This window comes from Flavobacterium hibernum (assembly GCF_000832125.1).
In the GTDB taxonomy this organism is placed as follows: Bacteria; Bacteroidota; Bacteroidia; order Flavobacteriales; family Flavobacteriaceae; genus Flavobacterium; species Flavobacterium hibernum.
Window position 1 is genome coordinate 405,363 of record NZ_JPRK01000002.1, and the last position, 26,161, is coordinate 431,523.

The window sequence follows — 26,161 nt, forward strand, 5'->3', positions numbered from 1 at the left end:
TTTTTTTATAATGCAACACAAAATGTTATCGATTACCATAATTTATAAATAAAACGTTTTCGATTCAACAATGATAATAAATTATATGTTTTTTTACATTAAGTGTAATTATAATTCCTAATAAAAATTAAATATATAATAAATTTCTAAATAAATTTGGTGTATTGGAACTTATTTTCTACTTTCGTGTAATCGATTACATAATTACATTGTTGTGAATATCAAACAATAAAATACCATCTTACATGATTTCAAATAAAGTTATAGTATTTAAGTCAGTTTCAATTGTTAGTGTAATAGCTTTAATGTTGCTTTCATGCGCGAAAAAAGTTTCGGTTGTTTCTGAATCTGATCCATGGAAACAAAAAGAATTGATAGTTAAAGGTATTTCAAAAACAAACTTCTCAAATAAAATTTATAACATTAACGATTTTGGTGCTGTAGCAGATGGAAAAACGTTAAACACGAACGCATTCGAAAAAGCAATTAAATCCTGTGCTGAAAATGGCGGAGGTCAGGTTTTGGTTCCTAACGGAAAATACTTGACAGGAGCTATCCATTTAGAAAGCAATGTTAATCTGCACTTGGCTGATAATGCCGAAGTTCTTTTTAGTATCAATCCTAAAGATTATCCAATAGTTCATACTTCGTTTGAAGGAACAGAATTGATGAATTATTCTCCTCTTATTTATGCTAAAAACAAAACTAATGTTGCGATAACAGGAAAAGGAATTCTTAATGGTCAGGCTGATCGCACGAATTGGTGGATTTGGTCTGGAGGTAAAGATTATGGATGGAAAAAAGGAGTTCCGTCGCAAAATGATCCTAAAAATCGTGAAGTTTTAGTCGATATGGCCGAAAAAAACATTCCAGTTGCTGAAAGAGTTTTTGGAGATGGACGTTATTTACGACCTAATTTTATTGAATTTTTTGAATGTAATACGGTTCTAATAAAAGATATCACTGTAATTAATGCGCCATTTTGGATTTTACATCCTTTAAAATCTAACAACATAATTATTGATGGAGTTACAGTAAATAGTCATGGCCCGAACAATGACGGTTGTGATCCTGAATATTCTCAAAATATACTCATTAAAAACTGCACTTTTAATACGGGCGACGATTGTATCGCTATTAAATCTGGTCGCGATGCCGATGGTAGAAGAGTAGCAATTCCAAGTAAAAATATTATTGTTCAAAATTGTAAAATGATTGACGGACATGGCGGAGTCGTTATTGGAAGCGAAATATCAGCCGGTGTAAATAATGTTTTTGTTGAAGATTGTGTAATGGATAGTCCAAACCTGGATCGTGCAATTCGTATTAAAACAAATTCGAAAAGAGGCGGAATTATCGAGAATGTTTATGTTAGAAACCTCGAAGTTGGAACTGTTAAGGAATGTGTTTTAAAGTTGAACATGTTTTATAATGTTTATGGATCACAAACTGGAAACTTTATCCCAACAATTAGAAACGTTAGTCTTGAAAATGTGAAAGTAAAAAATGGAGGAAAATATAGTGTTTGGGCAGAAGGCTATAAAGAATCTCCGGTTGAAAATATTACACTTAAAAATGTAACCATACAAAAAGTAGATTCGATCTATTTATTAAAGAATGTAAAGAATATAAAATTTATTAATACCTATATCAATGAGAAAAAAGTAGAATCAATTAAAAACTAAAACAACTATCATTTAACCAAACCACTTAAACCAAACTATGAACATCAAACAACCATTAAAGAAAAAAATACAATACAACGTTGTGTTTTTATTCTTCCTAAACTTTTTGTTGAGCAATACAATGTTTGCTCAGTCAAATGTTATAGAGGGGAAGATCACAGATGCCGCTGGATTATCACTACCAGGTGTAAATATTCAGGAAAAAGGAACTAAAAACGGAACCTCGACAGATTTTGAGGGAAGTTTTAAAATTAATGTATCAAGCAGCAAGGCTGTTTTAGTTATTAGCTATTTAGGTTTTCAAACACAAGAAGTAAGTGTTGCCGGAAAAGCTAAAGTAAATGTTAGTCTTGTAGAACAATCAAACTCACTTAACGAAGTTGTGGTTGTAGGATATGGATCTGTGAAGAAAACAGATCTTACAGGTTCTGTAAGTACAATTAGTGCTGCAACAATTACCGAAAGAAATACAACAAGTGCCTTAGAGGCAATTCAGGGAAGCACACCGGGAGTTCAGATCTCTTCTAGTTCTGGACGTGTTGGTGACGGATTTAAAGTAGTAATTAGAGGTAATAACTCATTATTGGCCGATTCTAGTAATCCAAATGTTTTAGGATCAACTCCATTGTACGTTGTTGATGGTGTACCAATGGATGGAATCGACTTTTTGAACCCGCAGGATATCGCAAGAATGGATGTTCTTAAGGATGCTTCTTCGGCTGCAATTTATGGTTCAAGAGGATCTAATGGGGTTATCATTGTTACGACTAAAAGCGGAATAAATGCAAAATCTGGTATCAATGTATCTTTTGACACTTCTTATGGTACAAAAACAGCTGCAAGATTACCAGAAATGATGTCGGGTGCAGAATGGTGGAAATTTCACCAAGTAGCATATATGAGCGCTACGCCTGCTACACAAACACCGGCGCAATTAGCTGCTTTAGCTGGAAATCAAAGCCCTCTTTTGGTATCAAGAGCAAATGCAGGATATAGTTTTGATTGGTATGATGCGGTATTAAAACCGGGTATGACTCAAAATAACTATTTAAATATTTCTGGACGTGGAGATTCTGGTTTAAGTTATAACTTAGGATTTGGTATACAAAGCGATGAAGGTTTGATTGACAATGACGGAACAGATAAATACTCATTCAAATTAGGTTTAAATCACAAGATAAACGACAAATTTTCTACAGGAGCAAATATTACTATTGCACATGTTGATACTCAATTAGGAAGTGACTTAGCAATGCAAGACGCTTTTAGATTAAGCCCATTAATGTCACCTTATGCAGTTGATGCTGCAGGAAACGAAAAAATTGGAACCTTATTCTTTTTACCTGGAAAATTAACGTATCCTGATGGATCATGGGCAATTAATAAAACCAGTGCTGTAAATCCTTTAATGGAGATTGCTAATTCATCTCAGACCGAAAAAACATGGCAAACAGTTGGTAACGTTTATATGCAATACCAGCCTTTAAAATGGTTAACATTCAAAACAACATTTTCTGCAGGAGTTCAAGATACAAGTACGAACAGTGCTTATACTGCTCAAACAAATAATGGTGTAACATTAAACGGTAAAAACTCAGCATCAATTAAAACGTATAACAATTTTAATTATACATGGGATAACCAAGTTGATTTAAAACATACTTTTAACGAAGTACACGACTTTAGTTTATTATTATTGCAGAGTTCATACTCTAATACAGATGAAAATTCATATATGTATTCTAACAATCAACCTTTTGATGTTGGAACAAATAATATGGGTTCGGGAGTTCAAACAAGTTATAATGTAACATCTGGATATGCAAAAAACACATTAAGTTCTTACGCTGTTCGTTTGAACTATACTTATAAAGACAAATATTTATTGACTGCATCTAATAGATGGGATGGTTCATCTGTATTATCAGCAGATAATAAATGGCAAAATTTTCCATCTGTAGCATTAGGTTGGAAAATTAGCAAAGAATCATTTTTAGCAAACAGTTCTGTCGTTTCAGATTTAAAACTTAGAGCGAGTTTAGGATATACAGGAAATGATAATGTGGCGCCATATACTTCGCAAGCATTATTAAACCAACAAACTTTTTATGCAAACGGAGCAAATGTAGTATCTGGATGGCAGTCTGAAAATTTAGCCAATCAAAACCTGACTTGGGAAAAAACAAGAGAGGTAAATCTAGGTGTTGACTTTGGATTCTTGAGAAATAGAATTACAGGTAGCGTGGATGTTTATGACAGATTATCAGACGATTTGATTTACAAACAACAATTACCATTAGAAACAGGTTGGAAAAATACCTTTGCTAATGTTGGTTCTGTAAGTAATAAAGGAATCGAGGTTTTATTGACGACTAAAAATATAAAATCTAAAAATGTAAATTGGGAAACTACTTTCACTTTTACTAAAAACGTAAACAAGTTAGAGTCTATCTACAATCAGGATAAAGTAAGTGATATTGGAAACAAACTAATTTTAGGTTCAGAAATAAATCCAAACTACAATTATGTTTACGATGGTGTTTGGCAAGAAAGTGAAGCGGCTAAGGCAGCAACTTTTGGTATGGCTCCTGGTCAGGCAAGACCAAAAGATTTAAACGGTGATGGTAAATTTAATGCCGATGACAGACAAGTAATTGGTAATGCAAATCCAGAGTGGCAAGGAAGTTTTTATTCTAAATTAACAGTAGGTCAGTTTGATTTTAATTTCTCAGTAATTACAAGTCAAGGGCAAACCGTTTTAAGTACTTTCCACCAAAATTTCGCTGACGTAAGTGATAGAGGTCGTCAAAAAATTAAAATGGATTATTTTATTCCAACAAACGGAACAGGGATTGCTGCAAACGCAGACAATACTAACCCAAGACCTGGACCTATTGCAACAGGAGCTGGTGCTTATTGGACTTCTTTGTTTGGTTATTATAGAGATGCATCTTATGTTAAAATTAAAAATATCTCTTTAGGATACACTTTCAATTCAGAATTGCTTAAGAAAATTAAAATGAGCAATTTAAGAATTTATGTAAATGTTTTAGACCCATTTGTATTTACAAATTTTGACGGATATGATCCGGAATGGGCAGGTTCAAACTTTGGTTTAAACCGTCCAGCATCTGTAACAACTCAATTGGGACTAAGTGTTAAATTTTAATAAGATATAAAATGAAAAAAATAATATTAATATTAGGAATTATCGCTACTGCTTTTAGTTCATGTAGTGACTATATTGAAGAAGAAAGTCTTTCTAACGTTCCAGCAGATGCAACTTACAAAACAGCATCAGGATTTCAGTTATTAGTAAATTCCAACTATGCAAGATTAAAAGGAATTTATGGCGGTAACCCGTGGTTGTTTGAATCTGGTACAGATATGTATGCCGAAGGAAGAACTCCAGAACCAGCCGGTATAAGTCAGTATACATTGTTAATTCCATCTGCTGCAAATGTTGATGATTTGTATACGTCTTGTTATCAGCAAATACAGTCAGTAAATAATACAGTGTATTATTCGACTGTAACAGAGCAAACTCCAAATTTAAATACACTTGTAGGTGAAGCAAAATATTTAAGAGCCAATGCTTATTTTTTATTAGTTCAGACCTATGGAGGAGTGCCAATTGTTTTAAATAATATTACAGAACCAGTTTTATCATTTAAAAGAAATACTGCCGAAGAAGTATATACACAAATTATTGCAGATCTTGATGCAGCATTAGCGAGCGTTGGTACAACGGCGTATGCAACAGGAGGAAAAGTAAATAAAAGAGCGGTGAACGATTTATTGGCAAAAGTATATTTAACAAGAGGATATGAAACTTTTGGAACTCCATCAGATTTTACAAAAGCAGCTGCTTATGCTGATGCTGCAATCGCTGGACAAGCCTTAAATTTAGCTTTTGACCAATTGTTTAAACCAGGAAATGATCTAAATGCAGAAACTATTTTCTCCGTTCAATACGATAAAGCATCAACAAGTACAGACCCAACTAAATTAGGAAATAACCAGTTTTATTATTTCAGTTCCTATTTAGGAGGAGCAGAAACTGGAGCACCATTAAGAAGCTACAATTTATGTCCAACAGATTATGCCTTAGGTTTATATGAAAAAGGAGATAAAAGATGGGATGCAACTTTTATGACAGAAATTCTTGAAGGTCCTGAAACAACAAATGGAGTAACAAAAACAATCTTGTACTATCCATATTACAGAAGCACAACTCCGGCAACATTAAAAGTAAGACACTTTTATGAGCCAAAATGGTTTACACCAGCAGATAGATTGGCTTGGAACACAGCAAACGCGTCAAGAAAATCTGCAACATTTGTATACCATCCTTGGGGAGAATATTCGGCAGCACACACTTTAATTCAAAACTTGGATTGTTACACAATTCCAGTTAAGAAATTTGATGACCCGGATCCTACAACGCCATCAAGTACAGGGCCTGTAAGTACAAGAGATATCATTGTATCAAGACTTGGAGAAACGTACTTAATAGCAGCAGAAGCTTATTTAAAAGCAGGAAACGCTTCAACTGGTCTAGATCGTTTAAACGAAGTTAGAAGAAGAGCAGGTGTAGCAAATGCAACTGCGGCACAATTTAACATCGATTATATCCTTGACGAAAGAGGAAGAGAACTAGTAGGAGAGTACAAACGTTGGTTCGATTTAAAACGTACAGGAACATTAGTTGCAAGAGCTTCGGCATATAATTACAAAATTAAAGCAGCAAATTTTGTTGGAGTAGATGGAAAACTTAAAATCTTAAGACCAATACCACAATCGGCGCTAGACTTAAATCAAAATAAGGATTTTCCTCAGAATCCTGGTTATTAGTAATTTATTATTTTATTGAGGGTAAGTTTTTTTGAAGAAGTTAAAAAGGAGTTCGATCCCTGAATCGGGCTCCTTTCTTAACTAAAAAAAGAAAGTAATTTTAATGCGAAAAGTAGTATTCATTTTAGTATTTATTACCTGTACCGTTTCGGCGCAGCAAACTTATAGTGTAGATACATCTTACACCGTAAAAAGTACTTACAATAAACTGATTAAAAAATATCCGTTTATAAAAATTGCGAAAGCAAACAAAAGAGAAACAGATACTCAGATTGAGAATATAATCTATTATAAAAATAAAGACAGAGCATTACATTTAGATGCTTATTTTAATAAAAACGAAAAAAGAAATCCAGGAGTTATTATGATTCATGGAGGAGGATGGAGATCAGGAAATAAAAATCAAATGCAGGTTTTGGCACAAGAAGTAACCTCAAAAGGATATTCCTGTTTTGCAATAGAATACAGATTATCTCTTGAAGCAAAATATCCGCAGGGGATTTATGATGTAAAAAATGCGATTAAATTTATAAAAGATAATGCAAAAAGATTCCATGTAGATCCAAACAAAATTGCCGTTTTAGGATGCTCTTCAGGAGGTCAAATGGCAGCTTTGATTGGTACAACAAATGAGGATTTTGGTTTTGAAGATGTAAATTACAAAAGTAAATCTACTTCAAAAGTTCAGGCAATTATCGATGTAGATGGAATTTTGGCATTTAAACATCCGGAATCTGAAGAAGGAGAAATGGCAGCATTTTGGTTAAACGGAACTTATGAACAGAATCCTGAAATTTGGAAAAAGGCATCGGCTCTAAATCACACTGATAAAAATACGCCGCCAACATTGTTTATAAACAGCAGTTTTGATCGGTTTCATGCAGGAAGAGATGATATGATCGCAATTTTAAATCAAAATAAGATTTATAGCGAAGTAAAAACAATTCAGAATTCACCTCATTCTTTTTGGTTTTTTCAGCCTTGGTTTGATGAAACAGTGGTGTACACCACAAAATTTTTAGACAGAATATTTAAATAATTATAGTAAAAATGAAAACAAAAATCACATTAGCGACCTTACTTTTAGTTGGTATTACTGCAGTTAATGCTCAAAAGAAATACGATATAAAAACGGCTAAAACCTATGCCGAAATATCTGCAAAAACAGATGGAAAATGGCAAGGACGTAAATACATTGGCGGTACTGTTTTTAAAAATGTTGACAGATTAAAATTGGCTCCCGAGCATACAGATCATTCATTTGATATACGTTACGAAGGTCCGGGATGGGAAAGCAATAGAATAGGATATCGTTTGTACTTAGATTGGAGAAATGCAATTGATATTTTTGGAAAGAAAACTCCAGAGATGATTTTGCCAAGAGTAGGACAGGATAATTTTGATTCTTATCACGAAATGAGCGATTGGGGAGCTGATATTTTGAAAGCAGGAAAAGCGATTGGAATTGGGTCTATCGATCGTTATTTAAACAATGAAAAATTACACTTTCGTGAAGTTGATTCGACTATTGCAACCGTTGCAAATAAAACTACAGAATCAGTTGTAAAAGTGCAGTATTACGGATGGAAAACAGCATCTGATAAAATTGATTTTACATCAGAGTTAACGATTAAACCAGACGAACTTTATACACAACATAAAATTCAGGCTTCAAAAGAAATTAAAGGAATTTGTACCGGAATTGCAAAACAAAAAAACACTGAGTTTTTAAAGAAAGACAGTAAAAATAAAAAGTGGGCATATATCGCAACTTATGGCGTACAATCGCTAGTTCCGGACAAATTAGGAATGGCAATTTTTTACGAAGTTAAAACTATTGAAAATGCTCCAGAAACTGATTTAGATTATCTTTTAGTATTTAAACCAACTACAAAAGCGACTTCTTTTTACCTTTTAGGCGCTTGGGAACAGGAACCAAATGGAATAAAATCGAAAGAAGAATTTGTGAAGTATTTAGACCAAAAATTAGAAATTTTGAATAAAAAAGGTAAAATGTAATTTTTGTTTAAAAGTATTACCACAGATTTAATGATTTAAAAGATTGGGAGTGAAAATCTGCCAAATCTGCTGGAAAAAACAAGCTAAAAAGATTAAATGTAATATATGTTTAAATCGAATATTATAATGACAAATTTCACCAAACATGCAATCGTTTTGCTATTGATTTTCAGTAGTAAAACAATTGCGCAAACTAGTGAAAATGCTGTTCTTCCTGACAATTTAAAATGGTCAGAAAGAACAGCACTTACTATTTTAAATAAATATCCTAATGCTTGGCAGATCGACGGAACTGAGAAACCAAAATGGGATTATAAAATGGGTTTAGTTTTATCTGCTTTTGAAAAATTGTATCAAAAAACAAATGAAAAAGTATATCTCAATTACATAAAAGGATATGCTGATGAAATGATTGATGCAGATGGTAATATCAAAAAATATGATATAAAAGAATACAATATTGATTGTGCAAATCCTGCGAAACTGTTGTTTAATTTATATGATGTAACAAAAGATAAACGTTATTTAAAAGTATTACAGCAAATAAGAACTCAGTTGGAAAGTCAGCCAAGAACTGCAAGCGGAGGATTTTGGCACAAACAAATTTATCCAAATCAAATGTGGGTTGATGGTTTGTACATGGCTGAACCTTTTTATACAGAATACACCGTTAAATATGAAAACGGAAAAGCTTTAGACGATGTTGCAAAACAATTTGAATTGGTACAAAATCATCATGTAGACAAAAAAACAGGATTAGTTTATCATGCGTGGGATGAAAGCAAAGAAATTGGCTGGGCAAATACTGAAATAGGAACATCGCCAACCATTTGGGGACGTGGAATTGGTTGGTACATGATGGCTTTGGTAGAAACACTAGATTATTATCCTAAAACAAATAAAAATTATAAAACACTGGTAGGATATTTGAATCAAATTGCAAAAAGTGTTGATAAAAATAAAAGTGCTTCAGGATTATGGTATCAAGTTGCTGATAAACCTGAAATGACAGGAAATTATTTAGAGTCTTCATCATCAGGAATGATTATTTATGCTTTGGCAAAAGGGGCAGACAAAGGATATTTAGCTTCAGGTTATAAAAAGATGGCACTAAAATCGTTCGATGCTTATGTAAAAGAGTTTGTAAAGAAAGACGACAAAGGACAAGTGATTATTTCGAATGTTTCATCGAATGTAGGTTTAGGAGGAAAGCCTTTTCGCGATGGTACAAATCAGTATTATATCAACAGTAAAACAAAAGACAATAGTTCGCCAGCTTTAGCTGCATTTTTGTTAAGCGCAATCGAATTGAATAAATAACCGTAAAGCATTTTAAAGATGATAAATAATAGAAAGAAAAATTATGCTGTTTCAATCGTGCTAACTTGCCTGGTTGTATCTTCATTTTGTAAAGTGACGGCTCAGGAATCTTCAAAGAAAGAAATTACAATTTCTAAAGATTTAAAATGGTCAGAACGAATGGCGCTTTCTATTATGAAACGTGATCCAAAAGCTTGGCAAATCGATAATAACGAAAAACCAAAATGGGATTACAAATTAGGTTTGGTAACCATGTCTTTTCAGGAACTTTATAAAAAAACAAAGAATCCTGTTTATGAAAATTATGTAAAAGAGTACGGCGAAACGGTTATCAATAGTTCAGGAGAAATAATGAACTATAAACTGGAAGATTATAATATTGATTATGTAAACGCCGGAAAAATTCTTTTTGATCTTTACAAAACAACAAAAGACACGCGTTATTTAACTGCAATGCAAACTTTAAGAAAGCAGTTAGAAACACATCCAAGAACAAATTCTGGTGGTTTTTGGCATAAAAAAATCTATCCTTATCAAATGTGGCTTGACGGATTGTATATGGGAACACCTTTTTATGCTCGTTACACAGTAGAATTTGAAAAAGGAAAGAATCTGGATGATGTAGCAAAACAATTTGAACAAATACATTTACATACTATCGACAAAAAAACTGGTTTGCTTTTTCATGCTTGGGATGAGAGTAAGCAAATGCCATGGGCAAATAAAGAGACAGGAACTTCGCCAAATTTTTGGTCGCGTTCTATAGGTTGGTACATGATGGCTTTGGTCGATGTTCTGGATTATATGCCAAAAGATCATCCAAAACGTAAAGAATTGATTCAATATTTAAATGAAATTTCCGCTGCAGTTGCCAAATATCAAGATCCGTCAGGATTGTGGTTTCAGGTTACAGATGCGGGAACAAAAGAAGGAAATTATCTTGAAGCATCAGGATCAGAAATGTTTGTTTATGCTTTTGCAAAAGGCGTAAAAAAAGGATATTTACCATCGAGTTATAAAAAGCTTGCTGAAAAAGGTTTTGATGGAATAGTTAACAAATTAATTACCGTTGATGCCGATGGAGAAATTCATATTACACAAGTTTGTGCCAGCGCAGGTTTAGGAGGAAATCCGTATCGCGATGGATCTTACGAATATTACATCAAAGAAAAAATAAAAATTGATAACTCACATGGGTTAGGGCCGTTTATTTTGGCCGCACTTGAATTAGAAAAATAGTAGAATTTAAATATATTTTAAAATGAAAAATAATAGAAGACAAGGATATTTTACATCGATTGCTTTAGTTTGTTTAATGGCTTTCACGAGTTGCAAAGTGACTTCGCAAGAACCTGCAAAAAAAGAAATAGTAATTTCTAAAAATTTAAAATGGTCTGATAAAATGGCGTTAACGTTAATGAAACGTCATCCTGAAGCTTATATGATCGACGATTCTAAAAAGCCAAAATGGGATTATGTGCATGCTTTGGTTTTACATTCGATAGAAGAATTGTATAAAAAAAATCCAGATGCTCGTTACAAAGCTTATATAAGAGGTTATGTAGATGAATTGGTGCAAGCTGACGGAACTATTAAAACCTATGAGTTTGATAAATACAATATCGATTTGGTGGTACCAGGACGTTTACTTTTTGATATTTATGCAACTTCAAAAGAAGATAAATATTTAAAAGCAATGCAATTAGTACGCAAACAATTGGCAGAACAGCCACGTACAGCAAGCGGAGGATTCTGGCACAAACAAATTTATCCAAATCAAATGTGGTTAGATGGTTTGTATATGGGAGAACCATTTTATGCACAATACACACTTACGTTTGAAAACGGAAAAAGCTTTGATGATATCGCAAAACAATTCGAATTAATTCAGTCGCACGCAACAGATCCAAAAACAGGATTATTGTACCATGCTTGGGATGAAAGTAAACAAATGCCATGGGCAAATAAAGAAACAGGAAATTCTCCAAATTTCTGGTCAAGAGCATTAGGTTGGTACGTAATGGCACTTGTTGATGTTTTAGATTATATGCCAAAAGATCATCCAAAACAAAAAGAATTAGTAAAGTATTTAAATAACGCTTGTGCAGCTTTGGCTAAATATCAAGAACCTAAATCTGGTTTATGGTATCAGGTAACGGACAAAGGTGCTGCCGAAGGAAATTATCTTGAAGCATCAGGTTCGTCTATGTTTGCTTATGCTTTTGCAAAAGGAGTTAACAAAGGATATTTACCTGCAAAATATAAAAAATTGGCTAATAAAGCTTTTGATGGTTTAACAACTAAATTAATTACAAAAATAGATGCCGATGGTGGAATTACACTAACACAAGCTTGTCAGGTAGCTGGTTTAGGCGGAACACCTTATCGTGACGGTTCTTACAGTTATTATGTAAATGAAAGAAAAAAAGACAATGATCCTAAAGCAACTGGGCCTTTTATCTTGGCTGCTATAGAATTGAATAGATAATAATCGTAACGAAACCCGACAGGTTTTTATCCCGAGACTTCGGGACTGTCGGGTTTAATAAGTTAATAACCACAAATGAAAATTCTAAAAATCTTCCTTTTTCTCTCAATATTCTCGTTGCAGAAGAATTTTGCTCAAGTCTGGGTACCCGATAATGGAGATGGAACTTATACAAATCCTATAATCCATGCCGATTATTCAGATCCTGATGTTGTGCGTGTAGGAGATGATTTTTATATGACCGCATCGTCATTTAATTGTATTCCGGGATTGCCTATTTTGCATTCGAAAGATCTTGTAAATTGGAAAATTATAAGTTATGCACTTGCAAAACAACCACCATTTGAAACGTACGATAAAGTACAACATGGCAATGGAGTTTGGGCGCCAAGCATTACTTTTCATAATAATGAATTTTACATTTATTATCCTGATCCCGATTTTGGAATTTATATGATAAAAGCCAAAAGTGCGCAAGGAACTTGGTCTGAACCACTTTTAGTAAAAAAAGGAATCGGACTTATAGATCCCAGTCCGTTATGGGATGATGATGGTAAAGTTTATCTAGTTCATGCTTTTGCAGGAAGTCGTGCTCAAATTAAAAGTTTAATAGTGGTTTGCAGCATGAATGCTGAAGGTACAGTTGCCAATAACGACGAAGTAATGGTAATTGACGGACATGAAGGCGAAGAAACCATTGAAGGCCCAAAATTCTACAAAAGAAATAATTACTACTATATTTTTGCACCGGCCGGAGGAGTAGCAACAGGTTGGCAAACGGTATTAAGATCTAAAAATGTTTATGGTCCCTATGAAAAGAAAAAAGTTCTTGAACAGGGAAAAACAACTATAAATGGACCACATCAGGGTGCTTGGGTGCAAACGCAAACGGGCGAAGATTGGTTTATTCATTTTCAGGACAAAGGTGCATATGGTAGAATTGTACATCTTCAGCCTATGAAATGGGAAAAAGACTGGCCAGTTATGGGACAGGATTTTGATAAGAATGGAATTGGTGAACCGGTTACGACATTCAAAAAACCAAATGTAGGAAAGAAATATCCAATTGAAACTCCAGCTGAGTCAGATGAGTTTAATGAGCCAAAATTAGGTTTACAGTGGCAATGGCAAGCAAATTCTCAGATTAACTGGGGATTTCCAACAAGTTTAGGATATTTAAATTTATTCTGTCAAACTACCTTAAAAGACAATCAGAAAATATTTGAAGCACCAAATTTGCTGTTGCAAAAATTCCCTGCCGAAGAATTTACAGCAACAACAAAAATGACTTTTACTACCAGATTAAACGAAGAATCAACTGGACTTTTGGTTATGGGATTAGATTATAGTTATTTGTGTTTTAAAAATAATAACGGAAAATTATATTTGAGTCAAAAGACAGGGAACTTCGATAAAACAATTTTAGAGAATGAAACTAAACCAATTCTAATTACTAAGAATACAATCTATTTGAGAGTTAAAATTAAAAAAGGTGGTGTTTGTAGTTTCTTCTACAGTTTAGATGATAAAAAATATGAATCGATTGGAACTGATTTTATTGCTAAGGAAGGAAAATGGATTGGCGCGAAATTAGGTCTTTTTGCATTAAGTCAAAAAGTAACAAATGATTCGGGCAATGTGGCGGTAGATTGGTTTAGAATTTCGAAATAAAAACGGCTAATTCGAAATTTTCGCTTTGATTTCATAAAAAACGACTTAAATAATTGGTTTGTATTGAAAGAAATAAAAAAATCGGTACTAATTTACATTAGAGTATAAATTAGTGCTTTAAAATTATTTAAATGCTTTTTCTTACAAATAAATTATTTTTTAATCTTTTTTAGTGTTAAAATAAGAATTGAAAAGTATTGAGGTTTCAAAGCTTAAAATATTGTCTTTTAAAAAAAAATAATAACAACGGTAAAATGATTCAATTAAAAAAAATAGTTCTCCTTTTTGCGTTAGGATTAAGTATTACGCTAAATGCGCAAAATACGTATAAAAAGTGGCCGGATATTATTCGCAAAAATGATGCTTCTTGGTTTGGAACAGACGAGGCTAAAAAGATTGCTGAAAACGTTTTGCTTTATCAAAGAGATATTGGCGGATGGCCAAAAAATATCCAAATGCAGCAAGAATTAACGCCGCAACAAAAAAAGGATTTACTGGCACTGAAAAGTGATTTGCATGAAATAACGACAGACAACGGAGCAACATCTCAGGAAATGCTTTTTATGTCGAAAATGTATGCACAAGTAAAAGATGAACGCTACAAAGAATCATTTTTAAAAGGACTTAATTATTTGTTTGAAGCTCAGTATAAAAATGGTGGTTGGCCTCAGTTTTATCCTCTAAAAAAAGGATATTATACACATATCACTTATAATGATGATTCGATGGTGAATATATTGAATATCATGAAACAAGTTGGAGAGCAAACGGATTATTACAGTATAAAACCATCAGCAGAAATTGTTGAAAAAGCCAAGAAATCTTTTGATAAAGGGGTTGATTGTATCCTGAAAACACAATACAAACAAAATGGTGTTTTAACAGCTTGGTGCGCCCAACACGATGAAATTACTTTTGCACCAGCCAATGCAAGAGCTTTTGAATTGGCATCTCTTAGCGGTTATGAATCTACAAAAATTGTATTGCTTTTAATGTCAATTGAAAAGCCTTCAGCAGAAATAGTTACAGCAGTAAAAAGTGCTAAGGCTTGGTTCGAAAAAACTAAAATCACCAATCTGGAGGAGAAACGCGTTTTGAACGATGCCGGAAAAGTTATTGATAAGAAAATGATTGTAACGCAAAATGCAGAACCAATTTGGGCAAGGTTTATGGATCTTGATACGAACGAACCTTTCTTTTGCGATCGTGACGGAATCAAGAGAAAATCTTTGGACGAAATTGGTTCTGAAAGACGTAATGGATATTCTTGGTATACTGAGGCGCCAACCGAGGTCCTGAAAAAGTATGATGCATGGGCAGTTAAAAATGGAACAAAAGTTTCGGCTTTAGAAAAAAAAAATATTAGTTTAATTACCGTTGCGCAAGACGGAACGGGGGATTTTACAAAAATTCAAGATGCTGTTTATGCTTGTCCGGCATTTCCATATGATAAAGTTACGATCTATGTAAAAAACGGAATCTACAATGAAAAAGTTAGAATTCCAGAATGGAATACCAATGTAGTTTTACAAGGTGAAAGTAAAGAAAAAACCATTATTACTTTTGATGATAATTTTTCGAAAATCAGTTTAGGAAGAAATAGTACTTTTTATACTTATACACTTTTGGTGGAAGGCGATGATTTTTTGGCATCAAATTTAACCATTAAAAATGCTTCGGGAGATCGCGGACAAGGTATTGCATTATCTGTAGTGGCAAATCGTGCTAAAATTGCAAATTGTATTCTTTTAGGAAATCAGGATACTTTGTACTTGTCAGGAAAAGATGCAAAACAATATTTTAAAGACTGTTATATTGAAGGTACAACAGATTTTATTTTTGGCGGAGCAACAGCTTTATTCGAAAATTGTGAAATTCACAGTATTAAAAGTTCTTATATAACAGCTGCTTCTACACCACAAAATACTGCTTTTGGATTTGTGTTTAAAGATTGCAAATTAACGGCAGAACCCGCAGCAACAGATGTTTATTTAGGAAGACCTTGGCGCTTTTATGCAAAAACAGTTTACATCAATTGTGATATGGGAAAACAGATTAAACCTGAAGGTTGGGAAAATTGGTCTAAGCCTGAAGCAGAAAAGAATGCTTTTTATGCTGAATACAATTGCAAAGGCGAAGGCTTTCAGCCAACCAAAAGAGTCAAATGGTCGAAACAGCTTACAAAGAAAGAGGCGGAAAAATATACCATCGAAAACATTTTAAAAGATTCGAAGCCAAATTGGTATTCGAGTTCCACAACTGTCAAATAAGCACCAATTAAGTTGACAAGAGAATTAAGTATTCAACATAAAAACTAGATGCTTAAGGACTTAGTAACTTTGAACCTTAATAAAAAAATATATGAATTTCAAGTACTTCATTTTTCTATTCATTTCATGGATTTCTTTTGGTCAGAATAATGAATTTCCAACGGCCAAAGTAGATTCAATCGTCAAGAGAATTCAGCTTCCCGTGATTCCATCTTATCAAATTAATGTTTTGAAATTGGGAGCAAAAGGAGACTCCATTACCAATAACAAAGTGGTATTTGATAAAGCAATGGCATTGTGTAAAAAGAACAATGGCGGAACTATAATTGTTCCTAGAGGAATTTATAAAATTAATGGACCAATTCATTTTGTAAGCAATGTAAATCTTAAAATAGAGAAAGGGGCAAAAATTAAATTTAGTGACAAACCAGAAGATTACTTGCCAATGGTTTTAACGAGTTGGGAAGGAACAATGCTTTATAATTATAGTCCTTTAATCTATGCATACGAATGCTCTAATATTGCAATAACTGGCGAAGGTACAATTGATGGAGAAGGAGGGAAAACGTGGAGAAGTTTTAAAGCAAAGGAAGGAAAAGGAAAAGATTTGAGCCGTGAAATGAATCATAATAATGTTCCTTTAAGCGAGAGAAAATTAGGAGACGGTTATTTTTTACGTCCGCAAATGATACAGTTTTTTAAGTGTAAAAATATTTTAGTTGAAAATGTTCGTATTGAAAATTCGCCATTTTGGTGTTTACATCTTTTAAAATCCGAGAGTATTACTGTTCGAGGAATTAGCTACAAATCATTGAATTATAATAACGACGGTATTGATCCAGAATATGCAAAAGATGTTTTAATCGAAAATGTAACGTTTGATAACGGCGACGATAATGTTGCTATAAAAGCGGGTAGAGATCATGAAGGAAGAGCCAATTTTGCGACCCCAAGTGAAAACATTGTCATTAGAAATTGCAATTTTAAAGGACTGCATGGAGTTGTAATTGGAAGCGAAATGTCGGCAGGAGTTCAAAATGTATTTGTAGAAAATTGCAAAACTGTAGGGTATTTAAAAAGAGGAATTTATCTAAAAACCAATGCAGATAGAGGAGGCTTTATAAAGAATGTTTTTGTTCGAAATATTGAATTAAATGAAGTAGAAGATTGTCTATACATTACGGCCAATTATCACGGAGAAGGAAATGGTTATCAATCGGAAATTTCAAACATTTACTTTTCAAACATTACATGTAATAAAGCAACAGAATCTGGAATTGTAATTCAAGGATTTCCTGATAAAAAAATTAGAAATATATCGCTTAGAAATATTGAAATTAAAGAAGCTAAAAATGCGATTTCAAATGAAAATGCAGAAAACGTTTTAATGACAGATGTTTTTATTGGTAAAAGAGCTAGTGTTCCTACATCTGCAAAATAGTTTTTTTTTTGAGGTTTAGAGGTTCTGAGTTGCAAATGTTCTTATTTGTAAAGGTTCTTATTTGTAAAGGTTCAAAGGTTCAAAGCTTCAGAGATTCAAAGGTTCAGAGGTACTGAAATACTAGTTTCTGCGCATTTTTGTCATTCCGAGGAACGAGGAATCTTCGCAAGAAACTAACATAAAGCATATCAAAATTGGAGTACTATTATTTGAGATTACTCGTTCTTAGGAATAGCAAAGTATGAGTAATCTAAAATCTAAAAAGTTAAAAATCATAAAATAAAAAAAATGAAAAAATATATTTTATTCACATTGCTAATATCGTCAGTTTGTTTTGCTCAAAAGACAACATTATATACTATTGGGGACTCTACAATGGCAAACAAAAAAGATCCTGATCGTAATCCTGAACATGGATGGGCACAAGTACTTCAACCTTTTTTTAAGGATAATATTGTTGTAGAGAATAAGGCAGTAAATGGTAGAAGTACAAAAAGTTTTATCAATGAAAAACGCTGGGATTCTGTTTATAAAAAACTTAAAAAGGGAGATTATGTTTTTATAGAATTTGGACATAATGACGAAAAAATAGAGGATTCGACACGCTATACAAACCCGCATACGGCTTATAGATATAATTTAATTAAGTTTGTACAAGAGAGTAGAGAAAAAGGGGCAATTCCCGTTCTATTGACTTCGATTTCTAGACGTAATTTTAATGAGAAAGGAGTATTACTTCCTACTCATGGAGATTATCCGTTAGAAACAAGATTGGTCGCGCAAGAATATAAAGTACTTTTTATCGATTTGGAATATTTTACTGAATTATTGGAGCAATCTTACGGACCTGAAAAATCAAAACAACTTCACTTGCATTATAAAGCTGGAGAAAATGCTTATTACGATAAGGATAAGGCCGATGATACTCATTTGTCTTTATTAGGGGCAACAAAGATTGCTCAAATCGTAATAGATCAAATTAAAATTTCTGAGAGCCAATCTCTTCAAAAACTAAAAAGTGCAGTTAGGTAAGATTGTTGAATTTCGGTTTCATTAATAATTTCAAAAGAAACATTATTTATCGTTATTAATATACAAATAACCAGTGGTTTGAATTGATTCGTTATTCTTATTGTACCTTAAAATATAAAAATATGTTCCGGCGGGTAGACCTGCGCTTTTTTTAACAGTATCGTGACCGTCTGAATATCCTCAGAACATAACGTCATTTTCATTATATGAAAGTGCATCGTATACCTTAACGCCCCATCTATTATAGATTTCGACTCTATTATCAGGGTATTTATCAATTCCTTTTATATGAAAACTGTCATTTTTGCCATTATTGTTTGGTGAAATTGCATTGTAAATAATTAGATCAGTTGGTGGTGCCGGATTGTCTTTTTCTGCTAAAGCAATAGTGAAAATTCCGTATCCGCTTACCTGTGTAGTGATTATTTTTGTATAATCTGCACCAGTTAGTAAATCTGTAATTTCTCCTTTTTCTTTAATCCATTTTGATGTGGTATCGTCCCATCTCACTATGGCAAGTTGAGAAGTAGCTGAATCCTCAAAAAATAGTTCTGGGGTTGTATTCTTATCAAGAGTAAGACTAATTACTTTTTTTTCAGTTCCTTGGTTTTGAACAATATTCCAGTATTCCTTTTGGTCAATAGAGAGAACTTCTGGATCTTTACTTGTATATGGGTGCAGGGTTCCTGTATTTTAAAAAAAAACTGAGTTGTGTAGATATTTTTATCATCGCCAGCTTTATTATTTATCGATGGTCTGAAATAGATTTCATCGCCAATTGGAAATTCAAATTGTAAATTGCCTAAATTTTCTACCTTTCCATCAACAAAACTCAAATTGCTGGCGTTGGAATGAAAAGCATTCTCATCAAAAATCATTTTTCCATTGTAAGTATCGGCATCAATAATTCCATTTTTAAATGATGCATTTTTACCAATATTAATATTAGAAGCCAAGTGAAAAGGTGCAGTTGATGTAATATTATCAAAAACAATATTTTGAAAATAAGATGTTTCAGATCCTTCAATTATTTGAGTTTGGTTTCCTGAAAAAAAAGTGGTTCCATTTTGAGCCACATTATATCGCACCAAACCTTCGTTTTTAAAATTGGCATTTACATAAAGACTTCCATCCTGTAAAAGATCGCCAGTAGCGGTATTTTGAAAATTAAAGAAAGTCTTAACTGGAGTATTTTGCATAAGATACATATCACCATAATTAACGACTTGTGATGTTAGTTTGCAAATGAAAAAAAAAGCTAGTAAAGTCGATTTTATAATTTTCTGAACCATTTCTCTTTGATTTAAACTGTAAATAATGTTTTGAATCTACATGAGTTTTTTAGATTGTAAAATAAATGGCACATAGTTATATAAAAAGCTATATCAATGATTAAAAGAGAGGATTTTTTTAATCAGGTGTATGATATATTGATGTAAATGTAGTGAAGTTAAAACCCTGTTAATTATGTTTTTGTGTTTTTTTTTAAGGCTTTTATTGTAATTTGTTATCGATGATTTTTTGCTAAATAATTATATAATTTTAAAATATATATTTTTTTAATAGATTTTTAATTTGTTTTCAGTTCAATCCTATAGCTATAGATAGTTATTGGTATATAAAATTATACTTTAATTATAAGCAGGTTTTTCTTTTTAGTACTTCTTTGTGTAACACTGATAAGATTTAGGTGCATTTTTGTTATTCTTTAGATTTAAATTATGAATAAAGGAATTTAGCAAGCTGGAAAGGAGATCTCATTCGGTGATATTTTATAAAATTTAATTCTTTTAAATTTTAGGTATGAAGAGATTATTATTTAAGATGATATGGATGTAAATGAGAAATTATTTGCTTCAATAATAGTTTTTTTTAAAAATAACATGTTGATTTTGTTGCTGTTATGTGTGAAATATGTACATTTGAGTATAATAAATTTTAATTATATATAAATTTTAGATGCTAATTATAAGTTTAGAGCATAGAGATTTTTTTATTTAACTTGTCTTTACGATCTCTTATATAGGTTTCAAATCTGTACGACCAACCGCCGTGATATAATATATTTATTTTTTTTATATCTTATAATCAGGCACTTTTCTTTCTAATTAAATTTACTATAAGCCTTTAAATTTTAATTAATCTGATTTCTAGAATCTGACATTTGCTGCACATGTCTTATTTTACCTGCTTTAATTACTTATTATTTTAACTGTTAAATCGCATCACAGTTTTAGAATGTTCTAAACTGTAAGTTTAAAAGCTTTTTGTGGTTATACAAAAAGGTTTTTACCTAGATCTTATATTTTAAGACTTGTATAGTCTTAAATTATTAAAGAATGATAAAATGAAATGCGTGAATTAAATGAAACGTATTTTCATTTGAAAGTTCTACGATATTACTCAATCATTTAATAACTTATTAAAGATTAAATCGTATGAAGAATAAATTACTCCCTTTTTTCATTGTTTTAGGGGCTTATTCTGCTTATTCTCTGGTTTTAGTAGGGAAAATAGTGCCTACTTCAAATTCTGCTCAACTAGAAGTTTTTGCTGAAAATAAAGGAATTTTGATACCGCAGATTAAATTAAAAAGTAGTACAGATAAGGCTCCAATTGGATCGGAGATTATAAATAGTCTTCTTATTTTTAATAAAGAAACTGTTGCTGATGTTACACCAGGTTACTACTATTGGTATATTAATAAGTGGAGTAGAATTTTGACTGCCGGCGAAGTTTCTAATGGTGATGGAAATGTAACGTTTAACCCTGTTACGAATCAGTTTACTTATATTGATACATCTGGAAATATACAGCCTATTGATATTAATGGTATAGTAAAAGAAAACGAAACAATTACTACTCTTACTAATAACGGTGCGGGATTTTATTCTTATAAAAACGAGGCAGGAACTACTAGTAATATTAATGTTGTCAAGGATGTTATCGATAATTCTTGAACAATTTTTAATAATATTACAGTTAAAACCGAGATTACTAATTTGGTTGAAAGTGAGCAAACTGTAAAGACACAATCTCAAAATTTAGAAACGGGGACAATAACATATAAGCGAAAAGTATCAAAATGCAGTAAGTTTCATAAAACAAAATTATTGGGAAGGGGTTAATTTTGAAGATGAGATGTTAATTAATACTCCTTATTTAATTGGGAAAACCAATTATTATGTGAATCTGTTTAATCAAAAAGATACTCTAAACATAATTAAAACAACTAATGATCTATTGGAAAGAGCTGTTGTAAAGTCAAAAGTATATCACATTATTGAAGAAGCGCTGCTTAATCTTTATTTACAAAAAAGCAGTGGGTTTTTTAATGAAGAAATGGGTATCTATATTCTTAAAAATGAGCAGGAACAAATTTTTACTCCAGATTGGAGAAAAGATGATATTGGTTCAAGAGTTTCGTTTATTTTAAAAAATAAAGTTGATACTGTTGCTGCCCAACTTGACTTAGAAGATCAAAACGGTAAAAAGATATCGTTACTAAATAGTAAATCAAAATATACGATTCTCTATTTTTTTGATCCTGATTGTTCACGATGTGTTGGAGTATCTCCCATTGTAAAAGACTGGCTTATTAATGCAGCACCAAAAAACATTTCATTTTTGGCAGTTTATGTAGATAATAATAGTGCAGAATGGCATAAATATTTAAAGGAGAATAAATTTCCAAATAATTGGGCAAATCTTTGGGGAAACATGGATTTTGCAACAATTAGAACTCAATATTGGATCGAGAGTATTCCTTCTATTTATCTTTTAGATGAAAATAAAAAAGTAATACTAAAAGACGTCAGTTATAAGCAATTAATGTACTATTTAAATAAAACATAATGTTTTATTTATAAAATTATGTTTTGGAGTAAAATAGGTTTATAAAGAAAATTTAATGCGCGATCGCAAAAGTGAAAATATGGTTTATGTATCAAGTCTAACATTTTTAAATGTGTTTTTTTTAAGCATAAACTAATGATATTTAGTTTAAATAAGGTCTTAAGTTATTGTAATAGCTAGTTTCTTTGTTTTATATATTATTAAATAAAGAAAAAAGAGATGTTTGATGAAAATCAAGTTTTATTTAGTGATTTAATAAATACCTTAATTTATAAGTTTAAAAACTTTTACGGGTAAAAATAAATCTATTTTCAGAAGAACTTTGCACTTTCAAATCTAGCTATTTGAAATTTAATGAGTTACAGAAAATTAAACGCATAATAATTAATGTTATGAAAAATAGATTACTCCCCTTGTTCGTTGCTTTAGGATCCTATTCGGCTTATTCTCAGGTTGGTGTTGGAACGGATAAACCAGATTCGTCGGTTCACTTCGGGCATATTTAGATCTGTGATCAAAAGATCAATTATATTGTATTTTAAAACATTAATAGCTTCGTTTACAGATGAAGCTTTGTAGGTATGATACTTAAAAACTTTTAGATGGCGTTGAAGTAAGTTTAGCATATCATCATTATCATCGACAATTAATATGCTCTCTTTTTTTTGATTCATTTTGTATTAAATTTGAGGTAATCGTATTGTGAAAATTGCTCCTTTTGGAAAGTTGTCTTTTACTGTGATTTCTCCGTTATGGTTTTGGATTATTCCTTGTACTACGCTTAGTCCCAAGCCTAAGCCTTTCTTTTTGGATTTAGTGGTAAAAAAGGGCTCAAAAATTTTGGATTTAATGTCGTCTGATACTCCTGTGCCTTGGTCTTCAATTTTTATAATGATATTTTGATAATCATTGTCAATTTTTATTTTTATTAAACTATTATTTGGTGAACTATAAATTGCATTTAGGAGTAAGTTAAAAAGAACCTGTGTAATTTGTACCGAGTCAATTTTTGCGATAATATTTTCATCTCTAAAGAAGACTTCGTTTTTTATTTCTTTTTTTTGAAAATTTTGTTTTAAAAAAGACACAGCGAATGTTACTATTGGCTTAAGCTCTGTTGGTTTTAATTGTTGAGGCATTTCGCGTGAAAAAAACATTAGTTTCTTAATAATCTCGCGTGAGTATATGACTGAATTTATTATAATAGAAATGTCTGAGGTAATTTCGGGATCTGTATTGTTTTGCTTAATAAGTTCTGCAAAGCCCAAAACATTGGCCAGAGGAGTATTTAGTTCGTGTGCTATTCCTGCTGTTATTTCGCCAAGTATAGACAAACGATCCATTCTTTCTAAAGTTTTTCTTAGTGAAGCCTTTTTTTTCAGATTTTGAAATTTTTCGATATAATTTCCTACCTCAATAGCTATCGTATTGAGTAATTTTTGTTCCTCTTCAAGAAAGTCTTCATAAGTGTATTTTGCGTCAGGATAATGTACTGTTATGTAGCCCGAAGAAGTGCCGGAAATTGGTATCTGGCTAACTTGAGTAATAGTTTTATTTAGAATTTGTGATGTTGATAAATTAAAAGTTAAAATATTTATTTCTACTATTGCTTCTTTGTGAAAGCACCAAGCTTTTCTGGTGCATGAAATTATCTTTTTTAGAACTTCTTTTTTTATTGAATTTGTTTCTGATATTATTTGTGAAATCTCATAAAGACAAGTGAGCTCCTTTGTTCTTTCCTTAAGTTTTTTGTCTAATGTGGGAAATTTCATTTTTGTAGGAAATTATTTATAATCGATTTAAATTAGATTCAAAAATAAGTAAATATTTGAGTGAATAAAAAAAAAACATAAATTTATTAACTATTTGAAAACAAACTAAATACCGTTGTTTATTTGACCTTATTCTGATATTTTTTTGACTTATCAAGGCTTGGTTGTAATGAAAAATACCCGATAGATTTTTGTAAGAAAAAGATTTGGATTAAAACTATTTTATAAAATCATTTCTTTTTTGTTTTAGAGTTGTATTCAAAATCCGTTTTATGAATAAGAATCGAAAAAAAAGTCTTATTCTGATATTTTAAAAACCTGATGAGGGAATTCATTTTATGTCCCCGATCTAAATTTGCATTCTGTCTTACCACAAGTTTTTAACCAAAACAAACAATTAATCTCAATCAAATGAATGCTGCAAATTTTTCTTTGGAATTCAGATTAGATATGAATGAAATACGAAAGTTGAATAAAATGTATTTTAAAGATCTGTACAAGAAAAGGGTAATGCTCTTCTTGGCTTTTATGTTATTTGTAGTTGTATTTTTTGATTTCTTTAATCTTAGAAATGACAACGATTTTATTCAATGGATAGTTGGGAGTTTATTTCTTGTAATTCTTTTTTTGCTATTCTATTATTCAATAGTAGATGCAATTTGTAATATGACATTTAGTTTAATAAAGAGATTATTAAAATTCGAAAGATTTGTAAAAAAATACCAATTTAGTTTTACAAATTCCTTTATATGTGTTCGTTCCCCAATAGGAGTATTTACGCATGAATGGAGTTGTATTGAAAAAGCTATTATCACCAAAGATTTTTTGTTTTTGTATGTAAAAGATAAAAATGGGTATATCATTTCGATTTCAAATAATTATAATGATACTAGACAGATGAATGAATTAATTTCATTCGTAAATAAGAATGTAACTCCAATCACAAAAATTTAATCATAATACACTTATTATATAGCTTATTCTATTGGTTTTATGACGTCTTGTGTTACGTTGGAAGAATTAAATCAATTTACCTTTGCTTGGCAATTTTTAGATATTGAGATCTGAATATAGCAAAGAGTTGTATTTGGAAAAAAAACTGAAATAAAATTTTAAATGTCTTTTAAAGAAATTAGAAAAATGAAAAAGGATAAAGTTTTAGTATGCGATAATAAAAAAATCTTTTTAAAAATGTTTAAAAGGAAGTTTGAGAATGAATTCGATTTTACTGACGGTCATTTCTTAAATGAAAACAAAACCGATTCAAATGATTTTGATCGTTTTATATATGTGATTCATGATAAAACTGAATTACTTCAATTTTTAAAGCTGAATAAAAAAGAGAATAATGTTTTAGTTTGTTTATTTGACAAGCAATTATACAATAGTATGTCTTTTTTAGAAGAAATAAATAGTTTAATTTTATTAGACAGTTCCAAAACTAGAACTGAAATTGTAAAAGAACTAAAAAAATATTTTAGTAAACCTGATCCTGCGTTACAGATAACAGAATCAAAATTTTTAACTTCAAATCATCTTCAAACACAGTTTAATGGCTTTTATAAAGCACTATTTTTTATGATGTAGTTTTAAATATTTGTATGGTTAGTTAATTACAGTTAGATTTTTTTTGTTAAAGGATATAAAGTCATACTTATATCCTTTTTTTTATTATAATAATTAGTCAATAAAGAAATGCTTTTCCTTAAAAATAAATATGGCTTGTAAGGCAATAAAAATTCGTTATAAAGAAC

18 protein-coding genes and 2 pseudogenes are annotated in these 26,161 nt (G+C 31.4%); 16 read left to right on the plus strand and 4 right to left on the minus strand.

All coding sequences use genetic code 11. From position 1 onward, the window contains the following. Positions 1–245: 245 nt before the first annotated feature. The 12 genes from IW18_RS01765 (at position 246) to IW18_RS01820 (ending at position 18,780) form a co-directional block, all read left to right on the plus strand. Positions 246–1,685: a glycoside hydrolase family 28 protein gene (locus IW18_RS01765; protein WP_041515839.1), complete on the plus strand. Its 1,440-nt coding sequence runs from the start codon at positions 246–248 to the stop codon at positions 1,683–1,685. A gap of 37 nt (positions 1,686–1,722) precedes the next feature. Continuing rightward, positions 1,723–4,854 (plus strand): SusC/RagA family TonB-linked outer membrane protein, encoded by a 3,132-nt coding sequence (locus IW18_RS01770; RefSeq protein ID WP_041515840.1) that lies wholly within the window; start codon positions 1,723–1,725, stop codon positions 4,852–4,854. Between the two features lie 11 nt (positions 4,855–4,865). Next, entirely contained in the window at positions 4,866–6,539 is a 1,674-nt protein-coding gene (locus IW18_RS01775) for a RagB/SusD family nutrient uptake outer membrane protein (RefSeq protein ID WP_041515841.1), read from the plus strand. 103 nt (positions 6,540–6,642) lie between these two features. After that, positions 6,643–7,578 (plus strand): alpha/beta hydrolase, encoded by a 936-nt coding sequence (locus IW18_RS01780; RefSeq protein ID WP_041515842.1) that lies wholly within the window; start codon positions 6,643–6,645, stop codon positions 7,576–7,578. A gap of 11 nt (positions 7,579–7,589) precedes the next feature. Then, on the plus strand, positions 7,590–8,558 hold the full coding sequence (locus tag IW18_RS01785) for a DUF4861 family protein (RefSeq protein WP_041515843.1): 969 nt from the start codon (positions 7,590–7,592) through the stop codon (positions 8,556–8,558). A 126-nt stretch (positions 8,559–8,684) separates the two neighbouring features. Then, positions 8,685–9,878, plus strand: coding sequence for a glycoside hydrolase family 88/105 protein (locus tag IW18_RS01790; RefSeq protein ID WP_089081962.1), 1,194 nt, complete (start codon positions 8,685–8,687; stop codon positions 9,876–9,878). An 18-nt stretch (positions 9,879–9,896) separates the two neighbouring features. Continuing rightward, positions 9,897–11,117 carry a glycoside hydrolase family 88/105 protein gene (locus IW18_RS01795; RefSeq protein WP_041515845.1) on the plus strand — a complete coding sequence of 407 codons (1,221 nt, stop codon included), beginning with the start codon at positions 9,897–9,899 and terminating at the stop codon, positions 11,115–11,117. Between the two features lie 22 nt (positions 11,118–11,139). Next, on the plus strand, positions 11,140–12,366 hold the full coding sequence (locus IW18_RS01800) for a glycoside hydrolase family 88/105 protein (RefSeq protein WP_041515846.1): 1,227 nt from the start codon (positions 11,140–11,142) through the stop codon (positions 12,364–12,366). A 75-nt stretch (positions 12,367–12,441) separates the two neighbouring features. Then, positions 12,442–14,037: a glycoside hydrolase family 43 protein gene (locus IW18_RS01805; protein ID WP_041515847.1), complete on the plus strand. Its 1,596-nt coding sequence runs from the start codon at positions 12,442–12,444 to the stop codon at positions 14,035–14,037. Between the two features lie 254 nt (positions 14,038–14,291). Then, on the plus strand, positions 14,292–16,307 hold the full coding sequence (gene pelA, locus IW18_RS01810) for a pectate lyase (protein ID WP_041515848.1): 2,016 nt from the start codon (positions 14,292–14,294) through the stop codon (positions 16,305–16,307). Positions 16,308–16,398: 91 nt separating this feature from the next. After that, positions 16,399–17,748, plus strand: coding sequence for a glycoside hydrolase family 28 protein (locus IW18_RS01815; RefSeq protein WP_041515849.1), 1,350 nt, complete (start codon positions 16,399–16,401; stop codon positions 17,746–17,748). A gap of 288 nt (positions 17,749–18,036) precedes the next feature. Next, the gene (locus tag IW18_RS01820) at positions 18,037–18,780 is read left to right on the plus strand and encodes a rhamnogalacturonan acetylesterase (protein WP_041515850.1); all 744 of its coding nucleotides are present in this window, start codon (positions 18,037–18,039) and stop codon (positions 18,778–18,780) included. A 42-nt stretch (positions 18,781–18,822) separates the two neighbouring features. Here IW18_RS01820 and IW18_RS22580 read toward each other — a convergent pair. Further along, positions 18,823–19,290 (minus strand): annotated as a pseudogene (locus tag IW18_RS22580) (gliding motility-associated C-terminal domain-containing protein). A gap of 74 nt (positions 19,291–19,364) precedes the next feature. Further along, positions 19,365–20,072 carry a hypothetical protein gene (locus IW18_RS01830; RefSeq protein ID WP_123902575.1) on the minus strand — a complete coding sequence of 236 codons (708 nt, stop codon included), beginning with the start codon at positions 20,070–20,072 and terminating at the stop codon, positions 19,365–19,367. Positions 20,073–21,218: 1,146 nt separating this feature from the next. Between IW18_RS01830 and IW18_RS01835 the strand changes: the two genes are divergently transcribed. Together IW18_RS01835 and IW18_RS01840 are read left to right on the plus strand one after the other, a co-directional pair. Continuing rightward, on the plus strand, positions 21,219–21,740 hold the full coding sequence (locus IW18_RS01835; RefSeq protein ID WP_052480046.1) for a hypothetical protein: 522 nt from the start codon (positions 21,219–21,221) through the stop codon (positions 21,738–21,740). Positions 21,741–21,846: 106 nt separating this feature from the next. Further along, positions 21,847–22,635 (plus strand): thioredoxin-like domain-containing protein, encoded by a 789-nt coding sequence (locus tag IW18_RS01840; RefSeq protein ID WP_255313517.1) that lies wholly within the window; start codon positions 21,847–21,849, stop codon positions 22,633–22,635. A 545-nt stretch (positions 22,636–23,180) separates the two neighbouring features. Here the strand turns inward: IW18_RS01840 and IW18_RS22870 are convergent. Together IW18_RS22870 and IW18_RS01845 are read right to left on the minus strand one after the other, a co-directional pair. Beyond that, positions 23,181–23,309, minus strand: a pseudogene (locus tag IW18_RS22870) (hypothetical protein); the annotation flags it as partial. 6 nt (positions 23,310–23,315) lie between these two features. Then, positions 23,316–24,407 (minus strand): sensor histidine kinase, encoded by a 1,092-nt coding sequence (locus IW18_RS01845; RefSeq protein ID WP_041515853.1) that lies wholly within the window; start codon positions 24,405–24,407, stop codon positions 23,316–23,318. Between the two features lie 411 nt (positions 24,408–24,818). Here IW18_RS01845 and IW18_RS01850 point away from each other — a divergent pair, with 411 nt between their 5' ends. Beyond that, on the plus strand, positions 24,819–25,361 hold the full coding sequence (locus IW18_RS01850; protein ID WP_041515854.1) for a YcxB family protein: 543 nt from the start codon (positions 24,819–24,821) through the stop codon (positions 25,359–25,361). 186 nt (positions 25,362–25,547) lie between these two features. After that, entirely contained in the window at positions 25,548–25,994 is a 447-nt protein-coding gene (locus IW18_RS01855) for a hypothetical protein (RefSeq protein WP_123902571.1), read from the plus strand. The last annotated feature ends 167 nt before the right edge of the window (positions 25,995–26,161 follow it).